Origin of the sequence: Delftia lacustris, assembly GCF_040267515.1 — a bacterium.
Taxonomy (GTDB): domain Bacteria; phylum Pseudomonadota; class Gammaproteobacteria; order Burkholderiales; family Burkholderiaceae_C; genus Comamonas; species Comamonas tsuruhatensis.
On sequence record NZ_CP141274.1, the window covers coordinates 625,139 to 640,473 of the forward strand.

Consider the following 15,335-nt stretch of genomic DNA (forward strand, 5'->3'; position numbering starts at 1 on the left):
TCGATTGGACCTGCATGGGTTAACCATGGGTTGTATATATGTCTGATAGGCGACTTACCGTTGCACAGGTGCGGGTCCATGGAAACTGGTCCGTCACTGAAAAAATACAAGCACGGTGAATATGGTTTGTCGAGGGAGGAATGTTTTGCGTCGCAAACCCGACTGAAGGTGTGTCCGCTCAATGGGCAGTGGAGCAGCGCGCAAGCGTTGATGGAAATCCGCCTTTTTTTGATTGACGCGCAGGATCTGCGCGAAAAATTTTGCTTCCAAACTCACCGGCTGCAAGGTGAGTTGTGGGCTCGTGATTCAAATAGAACTATTCGAGGTACGGCGATGCAAATGCGCTGGGTACAACTGATGGCCATTGCCATTGGGAAAATCATTTTCCTGTCATATCTCCTTGAGAAAACGGGGAATATCATGCATGCTCTCAATCGCCTGCCTGGTTCGGCATTTTTTCGCAAGTGGCGTGCAGCGAAGTGCCTTTTCTCTTTGCTGCTGCTTTCATGCGCGGGTATCTCATCCACGGCACTGGCGGCGACCATCGTCTTCACGGTCACCGACAACAGCGACGCTCCCAATGCCAATGCAACGACACCAACCACCTGTGTCAGCACGCTGGGGGGCACCTTTGCTGGCGCATGTACGCTGCGAGCGGCCATTCAGGCAGCCAACTACACGCTGCAAACGCTGGATCCGAGTGCCGATGTTTCCATCGTCTTTGCGCCGACACTGACCACGTCGGTACGAACCATACAGAGCGGGACATCCAAGGATGCGGCGGGAAACCTCCATCCGTATGTCGACAATCAGACGGTTTACGTGCGCTGTGCCAATACATTCTCCAGCGGAGTCCAGTCCGGCGCCGTGACGGGGGCCACCAATGCCTGTGGTCAAAGCCAGATGATCAGCGGCGGCGATACGGGCACCACCACTGGTGCCGGTGGTGCCTGGTACTGGCTCAAAGGCACCGTGCCAGCCGGCACGGGCTCGTTGACCATCGATTTCGGGGGAGTCATACAAGTCCAGAACTGGGCGGACTCCCCCTGGGAAACTTTTTATCTTGGTGGGAAGAACATCACGCTCACCAATTCGCCCAACATGACCTGTGGCGAAGCGGTATTCGTCGTTGGCTCCCCGGCGAACAATATCACCATTGATCGCGTCGGCTTGGTGAATGTGGCGCCAACCCCTGCGGGAGAGGGGACGCCGTTCAACTGCGAGCTGTACGCGGAGATTCATCAAGGCGCACAAAACGTATTCTTTACCAATAGCACGATCAATTCCGCGATATGGAATGGAAATTACGGCAATAACAAGGGCTCGGCTATTTCCGTTGCCGCAAGCAACGGTGCAGGCACGGTTTCCAACATTGTTGTCGATAATTTCACGGTAACGAATCTGCCCAACCCTATCGGGGGAATGCAGCTCGAGCAGTTCTTCCAGGTCATGTCGAACATGACCGTCAACGGATTGACGATCAAAGATTCGAATATCGCACTGAGCCCGACTGGTGGAAATGCGCCCAGGGCCGTGGTGTCGGTTGATGGAACGATCAACCTGGGCAATGGAATTGGTCTTGCCGTGACGGGTAATACCTTCTCGCTGCCTATCGCCGCCTATACCGCTTCATCGCCAATGCATGTGTCGGCACCAACGGTGAATACGGCAGCCTCAGGCACGACGCAGGTAGTGACGGTGACCGATAACAATTTCACTGGCGGCGGGGACGGGTTGAATATTAGTGGGACGGGTACGGCACCAGGGTTGATTGGCAACAACAAGATGACAAGCCAGTCGAGAAGTGCCATTCGTATCACTACGCATGATTTCTTCAAGATTTCTCAGAACACGCTGTTTTCCGTGCCTGTGGCTGCAAACTCAGGTATCAGTTTGCTGACGACGGCCAATGGACAAACCGGATGGACCCCGACCCTTGGCGTTGGCGCCAGTGACACCGCCGCCTGCACCTGGACATTCAATATCACGGCAAATGCCAATGCGAGCGAGCCGGCACCGTATACGGTGGAAGCCTTTTGGTCGCCGACCGGCGCGGGCGCCAACGACGCACAGGTCTATCTGGGCTCAGGGAGCATGGCCGGAGCCTCGGGAACGCTGACCGTTCCTTCGTATCTCAGCGGCCAGGTGCGGGTCACAGTGACGGACAGCAATTCCGGTGGAGCCCAGACCTCGCAGCTTTCAACGGCTGCAAGCGTCACCGGTTTTCCCTGTGCCCTGAAATCCGGCGTTCTGGCGACGACCAACAATCAACCTGTCGGCAGCAGCGACTTGCTGGAGGTCTACATTGTTGACGGCCAAGGCAATGCCTGGACGGGGGGCAGTGACACCGTTACCTTCGCAGCGCCGCCTGCAGGTGTCACGTTCAATGGCAGCTCCGCCGCAGTCAGCTGCACGACCGACTCCAGCGGAAAGTGCGCGTCTCCCATCAATGCCAGCAGCAGTGTCGCCGGAACATTCACCACACCCGTGACCTTGTCGTCGTCAGTCGCTGGTGCCACGTTCTCCAATCTTCCATTGGGTGGAAGCCCGGTATCTGGCGCAGTGACTTATCAGCCTTCGCCGGTTGCTTACAGCTTCACCGGGCTGCCGGCCAGCACGAGCGGGTCTGAAATCGCCGCGAGTCCGCCATCGATTGCGGCCAATGGCGTCTCCACCAGCACCTTGGCCGTGCAGTTGAAGGATGCGTTAGGTAACCTTGTCACCACCTGTACCGATACGGTGGCCTTCACCCTCAATGCGGGGACGCAAGGCGTCCCTGCCGTCAGCGTCACGGGCTGCAGTGCCGGCATGTACACGGGGACGGTGACATCGCCGGTGCTGGTCGGCAGCGGCACCTTCGGGTTCACCATCAACGGGGCTGCGGCTGTTGCCACCGCAACGGTCTCCTATGCGGCCGCAACGCCGAGCACGAGTGCATCGACGATAGTCGCCACTCCGGCATCGATCGTGGCCAACGGCAGCTCCACCGGCGTGCTGCGCGTGCAACTGGTCGATGCCAGCAGCAATCCGATCAACACGTGCACGAACACGGTGGCGTTCACCCTGAACGGCGGAACGCAGGGAACGCCCAATGTGGGCGCGGCCTCGTGTACCGCCGGCATCTATACGGGCACCGTCACATCGCCCACGGCCGTCGGCAGCGGGATCTTCGGATTCACCATCAACGGCTCTGCCGCAGTTGCTACGGCTTCAGTGAGCTACACGGCGGGTCCGCCAAGTACCAGCGCCTCGACCATCGTTGCGAGTCCGACCTCGATCATTGCCAATGGCACTGCAACCAGCACATTGACGGCGCAGCTCAAGGATGCGTCAGGCAATTCGATTGCAACCTGTGCCAATACGGTGGCCTTCACGCTGAACGGCGGAACACAGGGCTCGCCTGCGGTCGGCGCGGGGGCGTGCAGCGCAGGGGTGTACACGGCAACCGTCACGGCACCTACCGCAGTCGGCAGCGGCACCTTTGGTTTCACCATCAATAGCTCGGCCGCCACGGCTACGGCTGCGGTGAACTACACGGCCGGCTCGCCCAGCAATGGCGCGAATGGAAACCTGATCAGTGCCAGTCCGCTCAGCGTTGTCGCAGACAACACGGCCACGAGTTCGATCAGCGTGACCCTGCGCGATGCCAATGGCAATCCCGCCACGGATACGGTGGCGCACACGATTGTCTTCACCAAAACGGGCGTGGGCACGACCACGCCGGCCGCACCCACATGCACGATCGCGGCCAACGCCAATCCGGCCACCTGCTCCGTGACGGTGAAATCGGCCACGGTCGGCACCGCAAGTTTCACGGCAACGGACAATGGAGAGGCCGTGAGCAATGGCAGTCCGGTATCGGTCAACTTCATTGCCGGGCCGCCCAGCAATACAGCCAGTGGCAATCTGCTCAGTGCCACACCGCTCTCGGTGATGGCCGACGGTACGAGCACCGGCACGGTGACCGTCGCACTGCAGGACGCCAATGGCAATGCAACGGTCGATACGGTCGCCCACACCATCGGCTTTGTCCATACCGGCGCCGGCACGCCTTCGGCAACTTCCTGCACGATTGCGGCCAATGCGAATCCAGCGCGCTGCTCCATCACGGTGACATCCACCGTCGCGGGTGCGGCGAGCTTCACAGCCACGGACAACAACGGCACCACCACCCAGAGCGTGGCCAATGGCAGTCCGGCCGTGATCAACTTCACGGCCAATGCCGCCGACCCCGCCAGGTCGGGGGTGCGTACCGTCAGCAGTCCGGCCACGGCCAATGGCTCGGCGACGGATGTGCTTGAAGCGTTTGTGGGAGATGTCAACGGCAATCCGGTGGCCGGAAGCGTTGTCACGTTCTCTCCCACCGCAAACATCACCTTCAGCGGTACCTGCACCACCAATGCGGCCGGTACTTGCCAGGTCACCGCCAGGACAACCGTCGCGGGCTCCTACACTTCCGGCGCAAGCATCGCGGGGGGCGCATTGAGCGGCAGCGGCATCAGCTCCGGCGGCAATACGTACGGCGCTACGGCTGCCTATGTCTTTACGGCAGGTGCCGTCGATCCCGCCAATTCGACCATGTCGGTCGATGCGAACAACCAGGCAGCTGGCGGCGGCCAGGACGTCGTTTCCGTGGTCACCAAGGATGCGTTCGGCAATCCAGTCACCGGCGTTGCCGTGAACTTCAGCGTGACGCCTGCCGGAGCGGCGCCTGCCACCGCCAGTTGCACGACTGCCGGTGTGGCGGCGACCTGCTCGGTGTCGTTCACCAGCGTGACCGCATCGACTTACTCGGCTGCCGCCACGGTGGGTGCAACTGCCATCGGCAACAGCCCGCAATCGATGGCCTTTGTCGCCGGCAATGCCTCGGCAAGCAATTCGGGCCTGCGTGTCGTGAGCGACAACGCGGCGGCAAATGGCACGGCAACCGATGTGGTGGAAGCATATGTGCGCGATGCCGGTGGCAACCCCAAGGGCGGCGAGGTCGTCACCTTTGCCGGTACCCCCGGCGTGAAGCTGAACGGTGGCGCGGACGGCGCGTCAGCCACTTGCACCACTGGAACAAGCGGCGCAACTCTGGGCATCTGCTCGATCACTGCCACCAGCACAGCGAGTGGTACCTACACCATCGCCACCAGCATTCCTGCAGGAACCCTGGGTGGCACGTTCACCGTGGGAGCAAACGCGTATTCGCCAAGCGCCGCACAAATTCATTTTGTGAGCGTGGTGAACCTTAGTGTCACCAAGGCCAACCCTGGCAGCCTGACTGTGGGCACGCCCTTCAACTATGCGTTCTCCGTGTCCAATGCCGCCAGTGCCTTCGGTCCTGCCAACAGCGTGACCATCAAGGACCTGGTGCCGGCAGGCATCAGCATCACGGGCGTGCCGACTGGTGCAAACGTGGCCAGTGCGACCTGCACGCCCAATACCTTCCCGTTTGCGGGTAACGGCAGTTCCGTGCTGACGTGTACGGTGAGCTTCACCACACCGGTGGCGGCTGGCAGCAGCACCAGCTTCAACCTGCCAGCTGTGCCGACGGCGGTGGGCTCGAGCACGAACACGGCTTCCTATGATCCGTCCGGTGGTACCAGCCCGGTCAATCCGACGGCAGGTTGCACGACGGACTGCTCGTCGACGCCCGCCACCCCAGTCAACCCTGGTTCGCCCACGCTGACGGTCAGCAAGGCCAACCCCGGCAGCCTGGCTGTGGGGACTGCGTTCAACTACGCCTTCACGGTAGCGAATGCGGCTGGAGCGTTCGGTCCCGCCACCAGCGTGACCATCAAGGACCTGGTGCCTGCGGGTATCAGCATCACGGGCGTGCCGACTGGCGCAAACGTGGCCAGTGCAACCTGCACACCCAACGCCTTCCCGTTTGCGGGCAATGGCAGCGCCGTCCTGACGTGTACGGTGAACTTCACGACCTCGGTCGCAGCCGGTGGCAGCACCAGCTTCAACCTGCCGGCTGTTCCGACGGCTGTGGGTTCGAGCACCAACACGGCCTCCTACGATCCGTCGGGCGGCATCAGCCCGGTCAATCCGACGGCAGGGTGCACAACAGACTGCGCGTCGACACCCACCACTCCTGTCACGCCTGGTTCGCCTGCACTGACGGTCAGCAAGGCCAACCCGGGCAGCCTGGCCCTGGGTACGCCCTTCAACTACGCCTTCACGGTGAATAACGCCGCCGGTGCCTTCGGCCCCGCAACCAGCGTGACTATCAAGGACTTGGTGCCTGCGGGGATCAGCATCACGGGTGTGCCGACCGGTGCGAACGTGGCCAGTGCGACCTGCGCGCCCAACACCTTCCCGTTTGCGGGCAATGGCAGCGCCGTCCTGACGTGTACGGTGAACTTCACGACCTCGGTCGCAGCCGGTGCCAGCACCAGCTTCAACCTGCCGGCTGTGCCGACGGCTGTGGGTTCGAGCACCAACACGGCCTCCTACGATCCGTCGGGCGGCATCAGCCCCGTCAATCCGACGGCAGGGTGTACGACAGACTGCGCTTCCACACCGGTAACTCCGGTCACGCCAGGCGTGCCTGCGTTGACGGTCACCAAGGCCAATCCCGGCAGCCTGGCTGTGGGCACGCCGTTCAACTACGCGTTCTCCGTGTCCAATGCGGCCAGTGCCTTTGGTCCCGCCACCAGCGTGACCATCAAGGATCTGGTGCCCGCAGGCATCAGCATCACGGGCGTGCCGAGCGGCGCGAACGTGGCCAGTGCGACCTGCACGCCCAACACCTTCCCCTTCGTGGGCAATGGCAGCTCCGTGCTGACTTGTACGGTGAGCTTCACCACGCCGGTGGCGGCCGGTGGCACCACCAGCTTCAATCTGCCGGCTGTGCCGACGGCGGTGGGCTCGAGCACGAACACGGCTTCCTACGATCCGTCCGGCGGCATCAGCCCCGTCAATCCGACAGCCGGTTGCACGACAGACTGCGCTTCCACACCGGTGACTCCAGTCACGCCTGGTACGCCTGCGTTGACGGTCACCAAGGCCAATCCCGGCAGCCTGGCTGTGGGGACTGCGTTCAACTACGCCTTCACGGTAGCGAATGCGGCTGGTGCCTTCGGCCCCGCCAGCAGCGTGACCATCAAGGACCTGGTGCCGGCAGGCATCAGCATCACGGGCGTGCCGAGCGGCGCGAACGTGGCCAGTGCGACCTGCACGCCCAATACCTTCCCCTTCGTGGGCAATGGCACGGCGATCCTGTCTTGCACGGTGAGCTTCACCACGCCGGTGGCGGCCGGTGGCACCACCAGCTTCAATCTGCCGGCTGTGCCGACGGCGGTGGGTTCGAGCACCAACACGGCCTCCTACGATCCGTCGGGCGGCATCAGCCCCGTCAATCCGACGGCAGGGTGCACGACAGACTGCGCTTCCACACCTGTGACTCCGGTGACGCCAGGCACGCCTGCGCTGACGGTCACGAAGGCCAATCCCGGCAGCCTGGCTGTGGGGACTGCGTTCAACTACGCGTTCTCCGTGTCCAACGCTGCCAGTGCCTTCGGCCCCGCCACCAGCGTGACCATCAAGGATCTGGTGCCGGCAGGCATCAGCATCACGGGTGTGCCGACTGGTGCCAATGTGGCCAGCGCGACCTGCACGCCCAACACCTTCCCCTTCGTGGGCAATGGCACGGCGATCCAGTCTTGCACGGTGAGCTTCACCACGCCGGTGGCGGCCGGTGGCACCACCAGCTTCAATCTGCCGGCTGTGCCGACGGCGGTGGGTTCGAGCACCAACACGGCCTCCTACGATCCGTCGGGCGGCATCAGCCCCGTCAATCCGACGGCAGGGTGCACGACAGACTGCGCTTCCACACCTGTGACTCCGGTGACGCCAGGCACGCCTGCGCTGACGGTCACGAAGGCCAATCCCGGCAGCCTGGCTGTGGGGACTGCGTTCAACTACGCGTTCTCCGTGTCCAACGCTGCCAGTGCCTTCGGCCCCGCCACCAGCGTGACCATCAAGGATCTGGTGCCCGCAGGCATCAGCATCACGGGCGTGCCGAGCGGCGCGAACGTGGCCAGTGCGACCTGCACGCCCAACACCTTCCCCTTCGTGGGCAATGGCAGCTCCGTGCTGACTTGTACGGTGAGCTTCACCACGCCGGTGGCGGCCGGTGGCACCACCAGCTTCAATCTGCCGGCTGTGCCGACGGCGGTGGGCTCGAGCACGAACACGGCTTCCTACGATCCGTCCGGCGGCATCAGCCCCGTCAATCCGACAGCCGGTTGCACGACAGACTGCGCTTCCACACCGGTGACTCCAGTCACGCCTGGTACGCCTGCGTTGACGGTCACCAAGGCCAATCCCGGCAGCCTGGCTGTGGGGACTGCGTTCAACTACGCCTTCACGGTAGCGAATGCGGCTGGTGCCTTCGGCCCCGCCAGCAGCGTGACCATCAAGGACCTGGTGCCGGCAGGCATCAGCATCACGGGCGTGCCGACCGGTGCGAATGTGGCCAGTGCGACCTGCACGCCCAATACCTTCCCGTTTGCGGGCAATGGCAGCTCCGTGCTGACGTGCACGGTGAACTTCACTGCGGCAGTGGCGGCCGGTGGCAGCACCAGCTTCAACCTGCCAGCTGTTCCGACGGCGGTGGGCTCGAGCACGAACACGGCCTCCTACGATCCGTCGGGCGGCATCAGCCCGGTCAATCCGACGGCAGGTTGCACTGTGAACTGTGCATCGACACCAGCAACGCCGGTCACTCCCAGCACGCAGGTACCGGTGGCTCCGACGCTGACGGTTTCGCCGACTACGGTGGGAGGTTATCCGCAGATATCCGGCACCGGCACGCCGGGCTACACGATCACGGTGAAGGATGGCTCGACGACGCTGTGTACGGCAATCGTCGCGGCCGATCAGACGTGGAGCTGCACGCCAGGCGGCGGCTTGCCGACGCCGGGTCTGCACACGATCAGCGCGACCCAGACCAATCCTGGCAATGGCAACACCGGACCTGCCACAACGACTTCGCTCAACGTGCTCGGAACGACCTTCACGGGCCCGACAGCCACCGGGGCAGGCAATGCCACGGCGACCTTGAGCGGTGGTGGCGCGGGCTGCGGGTTCGATGTGTCGCAGTCGTCCTTCGTCGCGGCTGCGGCGGGTGCGCCGGGCCAGTTGAGCTTCCCGTACGGCAATGTGCACTTCGTGGCCCGTGGCTGTACGCCCAGCAGCTCGATCACGGTCAGCGTCACCTGGCCGGGGCCGGTGACCGGCATGGCGTACTGGAAGTTCGGTCCAGCATCCGCAGGGGCGGCGGACTCCTGGTATCAGCCTGCGGGTGCGGTGGTGTCGGGCAATACGACCTCGGTGGTGGTCACCGATGGCGGCCAGGGTGATGACGATCGCGCAGCCAATGGCGTGATCGTGGATCCCAGCGGTCCGGCGCGTGTGGGGGCGGCACCGGGTGCCCGGCCGATCCCTGCCCTCGAACCGCGCATGCTCGCCATGGCCATGCTGCTGATGCTGGCTGCAGGCCTGTGGAATCTGCGCCGCAGACGCGGTTGACACACGGTTGAAGAGGCGCTGAACCATCGCCTGCCGAACCTGTTTCGGCAGGCGATTTCCATTGGGTAGAGGCGCTGCATCCCGGCGGCTCAAGCCTGCACGAAACCCCAGGCCGCCTTGCGGGCCTATCGCGCGTGCAACACGCCGTAAATGAGAACAATTTAGAATTTCGCGCTGATGGGTGCCTTGCATCCCTGGGTCCCGGCCGACGCACAGGCGCCTGGCCCCTTCATTCCTGCACGCCTGCCTTCCATGCACCGTTCTGTCCTGATGTTCCGTTGCGCACCGTGATGGACCGCTGAACGCCGCCGCCTGCTCCCCATGACTTTCAAGAAAATCTGGTTCCAGTTGCACTGGTTCGCCGGCATTACGGCCGGCACGGTGCTCATCGTCATCGGGCTGTCGGGCGCGGTGTTCTCGTTCCATGAGGAGATCCTGGGCTGGCTGAATCCCGGCACTGTCTCCGTGCCTGCGCGCGATGACCCACCGCTGGGGCCGCCGCAGATTGCGCAGGCGCTGCGCGAGGCCGGCGAGCAGCGCGTGGTCCAGCGCATTACCGTCTTTGCCGAGCCCGGCCGCTCGGCCCAGGTGGCCTTCAAGCCACCGGCCGGCCAGCGCCGGGGCCAGACGGTCTTTGTCGATCCCTACACGGGCGCGCAGCTGCCCGAGCAACACGGCACGGAGTTCTTCGAATGGGTGGAGCGCCTGCACCGCTGGCTGCTGCTGCCGCGCGATGACGGCAAGCCGATCACGGGCACCCTGGCCGGCCTGTTGCTGATGCTGTCGCTGTCGGGCCTGTACCTGCGCTGGCCGCGCCGGCCGCTGTCCTGGCGCATCTGGCTGACCTTCGACCCGGCGCTCAAGGGCCGCTCCTTTCTCTGGGGCCTGCACTCGGTGGCGGGCACCTGGGCCCTGGTGGCCTATGTGGTGTTCACCTGCACCGGCATGTACTGGGCCTTTGGCGTGGTGCGCAGCACGGTGGATGGCTGGGCTGGCGTGCCGCCGCGCGTGGCCGCTCCCGCGGCGCCGTCCTCGAAACCCGGTGGCGGCCGGCCTGAGCCGACTGGCGCGCAGCAGCTCATCGACATCGCGCCTGGCTGGGCCGCCTTCGAGCGCATCGCCCATGGCTGGCAGTTCGCCCAGCTGCGCCTGCCCGAGCGCGCGGGCCAGCCCCTGCAGATCAGCTGGCTGGATGCCGATGCCGCCCATGAGCGCGCGCGCAACCAGATGGCCCTGCTGCCCGACGGCGCCGTGCAGCGCGACGAGCGCTATGCCGACCTGCCCACGGGCCGCCGCGCCGTGGGTGCCATCTACCCGCTGCACATGGGCACTTATTTCGGCATGCCGGGGCGCATCTTCATGACGCTGGCCTCGCTGATCATGCCCCTGTTCGCCATCACGGGCTGGATGCTCTACCTGGACCGCCGGCGCAAGGCGCGTGCCCTGGCCAAGGAGCGCCAGGCGCTGATGGCGGACCCGCCACCGTCCGCCCCTGCGGGCCAGGACACCGTGCTGGTCGCCTTCGCCAGCCAGGCCGGCCGCGCCGAGCGCCTGGCCGTAGCCACCGTGGCTGCGCTGCGCGGCGCAGGCATGGCGGCCAGCCTGCAATCCGTGGCGGCGCTGGATGCCGAGCAACTGCGCCACCACCGGCGCGTGCTCTTCGTGGCCAGCACCTTTGGCGAAGGCGACCCGCCCGATGCCGCGCGCCGCTTTGCCCGCCTGCTGGGCGCGGCCTCGGGCTCGGCCCTGCCGCACCTGCAATACGGCCTGCTGGCGTTGGGCGATCGGCAGTACGCGGCCTTCTGCGGCTTTGGCCATGCACTGGACCACCAGCTGCGCCGCCTGGGCGCACAGCCCGTGTTTCCGCTGATCGAGATGGATGGCGAGGACGCCCAGGCCTGGCATGCCTGGCAGCAGGCGCTGGCAGGGCATTTCCGCGCCGTGCTGCCCGTGTGCGATGCCCTGCCTGCGTCTTCGGCGGAACCGCTTGCCGATGCCACGGCCTTTGCCTCATGGCCGCTGCAGGCGCGCAGCCTGTGCAACGCGGGCAGCCAGGGCGCAGGGCTTTATGTGCTGGACTTGGCACCGCCCGAAGGCGTGGCCCCGCTGTGGCGGGCTGGTGCGCTGGCCGAGGTGCTGCCACGCCATGGCGCAGCCACCGTGCAGGCCTGGCTGGCCGCCCAGGAATGCGACGGTTCGGCCCCCGTGCAATGGCGCCAGCAGACCTGCACGCTGGCCGAGGCGCTGGCCGCCAGCGTGCTGCCGGCCCCGGGCGACATCGCCCCCGGCACCGCGCCCCAGGCCGTGGCCGATGCGCTGCGGCCCCTGCTGCCGCGCAGCTACTCGGTCGCCTCGCTGCCGCAGGACGGCCATGTGCGGCTGCTGGTGCGCCAGGCCCGCCATGACGGCGGCCTGGGTGTGGCGTCGGGCTGGCTGACGGCGCATGCGGCCCGGGGCACCTCCGTGGCCATGAGACTGGTGGAAAACCGTGCCTTCGAGCCGCGCGAAGAGGCAGGTGCCGAGCCCGACGCTCCGGCCATCTTCATCGGCAACGGCTCCGGCTATGCCGGCCTGCGCGGCCACCTACTGGCGCGCATGCACGCAGGCCGCCACCGCAACTGGCTGTTGTTCGGCGAACGCCAGCGGGCCCATGACGGGTACTGTGAGGCCGAGGTCTCCGGCTGGCTGGCCGCAGGCAAGCTGCAGCGCGCCGACTTCATCTACTCCCGCGACCAGGCCCGGCGCCGCTACGTGCAGGATGCCCTGCGCGAAGCCGCCGAACCCCTGCGCGACTGGATCGCCGACGGCGCCGTGCTCTACGTCTGCGGCAGCGCCGACGGCATGGCCGCAGGCGTCGATGCCGCGCTGGCCGACATCCTGGGCGCTACCGCCGTCGAAGACCTGATCGTCGAAGGCCGTTACCGCAGGGATGTGTACTGAGGTGAAGCGCGGCGTCTCAAGGCACAGCGCATGAAACCGGCGCGGCCCAAGTCAGGGACACCGAGGAAGGGCCTACGCCGGCCGCGCCGCCCCGCACCGAGGGTGTCGTCCCCCTCCCCGCGAAGCGGGTAGAGAGGCGCCGTGCCACGGGGGGAAGGCGCGTAAGCGCCTCAGGGGGTGATGTACTTTTCCTTCCCGAGATTGAGCATCAACCGGTTCGCCCAGCCGAACAGCGCGGCCGAGTGCAGCATGTCCAGGATTTCCTGGTCCGTGAGGCCGGCATCGCGCAGCGGCTGCAGCTGGGCGGCGCCAAAGCTGCCGGGCGCGCGCGTCAGGGCCAGCGAGGACTGGATGATGGCGCGTTCGCGCGCATTGGTGCCGGCCGTGTCGGGGTCGTCGAACATCTGTGCCATGACATCGTTGCGCTTGGCCAGTTGCTCGAAGCGCTGGGCGTGGACCGATGCGCAGTACACGCAGCCGTTGGAGCGCGACACGGCCGTGGCCGCCACCTCGCGCTCGGCGCGCGACAGGCCGCCGGGCGCGTACATGATGGCGTTGAAGGCCTGCGAGCGCTCCGACAGCACGCGCGGCTGGCGGGCCAGCAGCAGGTAGAAGTCCGACGTGCGCGCCTTGGGGTGGCTCAGGTCCAGCACGGCCTGCTGCTCGGCCGTGGCCGTGGCGGGGTCGAGCACGGGCAGCCAGGACGTCCAGTCCAGCGTCTCGCTGGTGTAGCCGTTGCGGCGCAGCGGCTCGCCCGGTGGCGGCAGGTTGGCGGGGTGCACGAAGGGGGCGGCGGCGGCTTCGGCAGCCGGCGTGCTGGCCTGGCCGCCCAGCGCGACCATGGCCTGCACGCCCGCGAACAGGCGCAACTGGTAGGCGATGAAACCCACCAGCTGGGCCACCAGCACGGTGTCGTCGATGGACAGGCCGGACTCGGGCATGGCCAGCAGGGCCGCGCGGTCGCTCTCGGCCGGGTGCAGGGCCAGGGTGCGCACAAAGTGCAGGGCCGCATCCAGGCGGGCGTTGCCGGTCTGGGCGCCGGGCTGGGCCAGCACGGTGCGCAGCGCGGGCGTCAGGGCGTCGCCCAGGGACTCGGCACGCTGGCGGTATTCATCGGCCAGGGCCTGGACGCCGCTGACGCGGCATTGCTCGCTGGCCAGCACCAGACGCTCGGCGCGCGACAGGCTGTCGGCCAGGCCGTCGCCCAGCAGCAGGTCCTCGCAGGCCTGGGTGGCGATGGCCACCTTGTCGCGCTGGCGGCGCGTGGCGAAAACGGGGGACTGGTCGGTCAGGCCGGCCAGGCGGTCGATGGTGTCGTTGGCGGTGGTCATGGGTATCTCAGGTCTTGTCTGCCAGGGCCCGCACGCGGGCTTCGGGGTCGGCGGGCGTCCATTCGCTGCCGTCGAGCTCGGGCTCGGAATAGGACTGCAGCTGGGCGTAGTGGTGTTCCAGGTCCTCGCGGTAGAACAGCGAGGCCAGGCCCTGGGCCAGCTTGCGCGCGCCGTCGCTGATGGCGGGGATATCACCCGACACCGTGCCGTGCGACAGCGCGGCCGGATAGCAAAAGCAGTGCACATGGTCCAGGCCGGGCAGGGCGCCGGGCGTCTTTTCCTGGAACTCGAACAGCGGGCCCAGGTCGGGCGAGTCCGACAGTTCCTGGTCCTCGGCACCCGCCTCGGGCACGAAGCGGTCGCTCCAGATGCGCACATGGGGCGCCAGGTCGGCGAACTCGGGGCGCTGGCGCCAGTCGATGGCAAAGCCGGTGGAGACGATCAGGAAGTCCAGCACGAACACGCCGCGCGGCGTGCTCACGCGCAGCTTGTCGCCTGCCTGCTCCACCTTCTGCACGGCGCAGCCCAGGTTGAAGTGGGCGTTGGCGTGGCGCGAGACGCGCAGCGTGCTGCCGTGCGGCGGTGGCACCTGCTGCACGTTGATGTAGTGGCGTATGCGCCATTTCCAGGCGTCGGGCAGCAGGAACTGGCCGTGCGTGAGGCCGGGCGTGCCCGAGCCCTTGGATTTGTTGATGCGTGGCAGGTCGCTGCGGCGCACCAGCAGGTCCACGCTGGCGGCGCCGTTCTCCAGCGCGGTGGCCGCGCTGTCCATGGCCGACGAGCCCGCGCCCACCACGCCCACGTGCAGGCCTGCCAGGCGGCTGTAGTCGAGCACGTCGGAGGAATGCGCCCAGCGGCTGCGGTCCACGCCCTGCATGAAGGCGGGGATCTGCGGGCCGCCCAGGCCGTCGCGGCCCGTGGCCAGCACCACGCGGCGCGCCAGCCAGGTGTGCGAGGCGCCATCGGCCGTCACATCGACCTCGACCGTGCCGTCGGCCTGCGGGCGGATGGCCGTGACCTGGTGGCCGTTGCGCACGTCGCAGCGCATCACGCGGCGGTACCAGCGCAGGTAGTCCATCCACTGCAGGCGCGGGATCTTGTCCAGCGCGGCCCAGGCTTCGCGGCCCCATTGGGCGATGAACCAGGCGCGGAAGGTCAGCGAGGGCAGGCCCAGCGCGGGGCCGGTCAGCTCCTTGGGCGAGCGCAGGGTTTCCATGCGCGCCGTCGTGGCCCAGGGGCCTTCGAAGTCCAGCGGGGCCTTGTCCAGCAAAACGGCCGCGATGCCCAACTGGGACAGCGCGGCCGACAGGGCCAGGCCGGCCTGGCCGGCGCCGATGACCAGGACATCGTGCACGGGCTGGCCGTCGCGGGTGGAGGGAGGAATCCAGGCCTTGGCAGGCCAGCCCAGGGCGACGAGGTCGTCGCGCAGGCGTTCTTCAAGGGCAGCCAGGCCCGCAGGGGCCGCGGCTGCCGGTTCGGTCAGGGACATAGACTCACCAGGAACTCACGAGGAAAGGCGCGCCAGCGGGGCAGGGCCTG

4 protein-coding genes are annotated in these 15,335 nt (G+C 66.3%); 2 read left to right on the forward strand and 2 right to left on the reverse strand.

Annotation, left to right across the window (positions count from 1 at the left end):
• Positions 1 to 78: 78 nt before the first annotated feature.
• Together U6958_RS04385 and U6958_RS04390 are read left to right on the forward strand one after the other, a co-directional pair.
• Positions 79 to 9,525, forward strand: coding sequence for an invasin domain 3-containing protein (locus U6958_RS04385; RefSeq protein WP_350337302.1), 9,447 nt, complete (start codon positions 79 to 81; stop codon positions 9,523 to 9,525).
• Positions 9,526 to 9,846: 321 nt separating this feature from the next.
• The gene (locus tag U6958_RS04390) at positions 9,847 to 12,465 is read left to right on the forward strand and encodes a sulfite reductase flavoprotein subunit alpha (protein WP_074922657.1); all 2,619 of its coding nucleotides are present in this window, start codon (positions 9,847 to 9,849) and stop codon (positions 12,463 to 12,465) included.
• A gap of 170 nt (positions 12,466 to 12,635) precedes the next feature.
• Here the strand turns inward: U6958_RS04390 and U6958_RS04395 are convergent, their stop codons facing one another.
• Together U6958_RS04395 and U6958_RS04400 are read right to left on the reverse strand one after the other, a co-directional pair.
• A complete protein-coding gene (locus tag U6958_RS04395) occupies positions 12,636 to 13,796 on the reverse strand; it encodes a peroxidase-related enzyme (protein WP_016454492.1) in 1,161 nt (386 codons plus the stop codon).
• 7 nt (positions 13,797 to 13,803) lie between these two features.
• On the reverse strand, positions 13,804 to 15,285 hold the full coding sequence (locus tag U6958_RS04400) for a SidA/IucD/PvdA family monooxygenase (RefSeq protein ID WP_074922660.1): 1,482 nt from the start codon (positions 15,283 to 15,285) through the stop codon (positions 13,804 to 13,806).
• Positions 15,286 to 15,335: the final 50 nt, after the last annotated feature.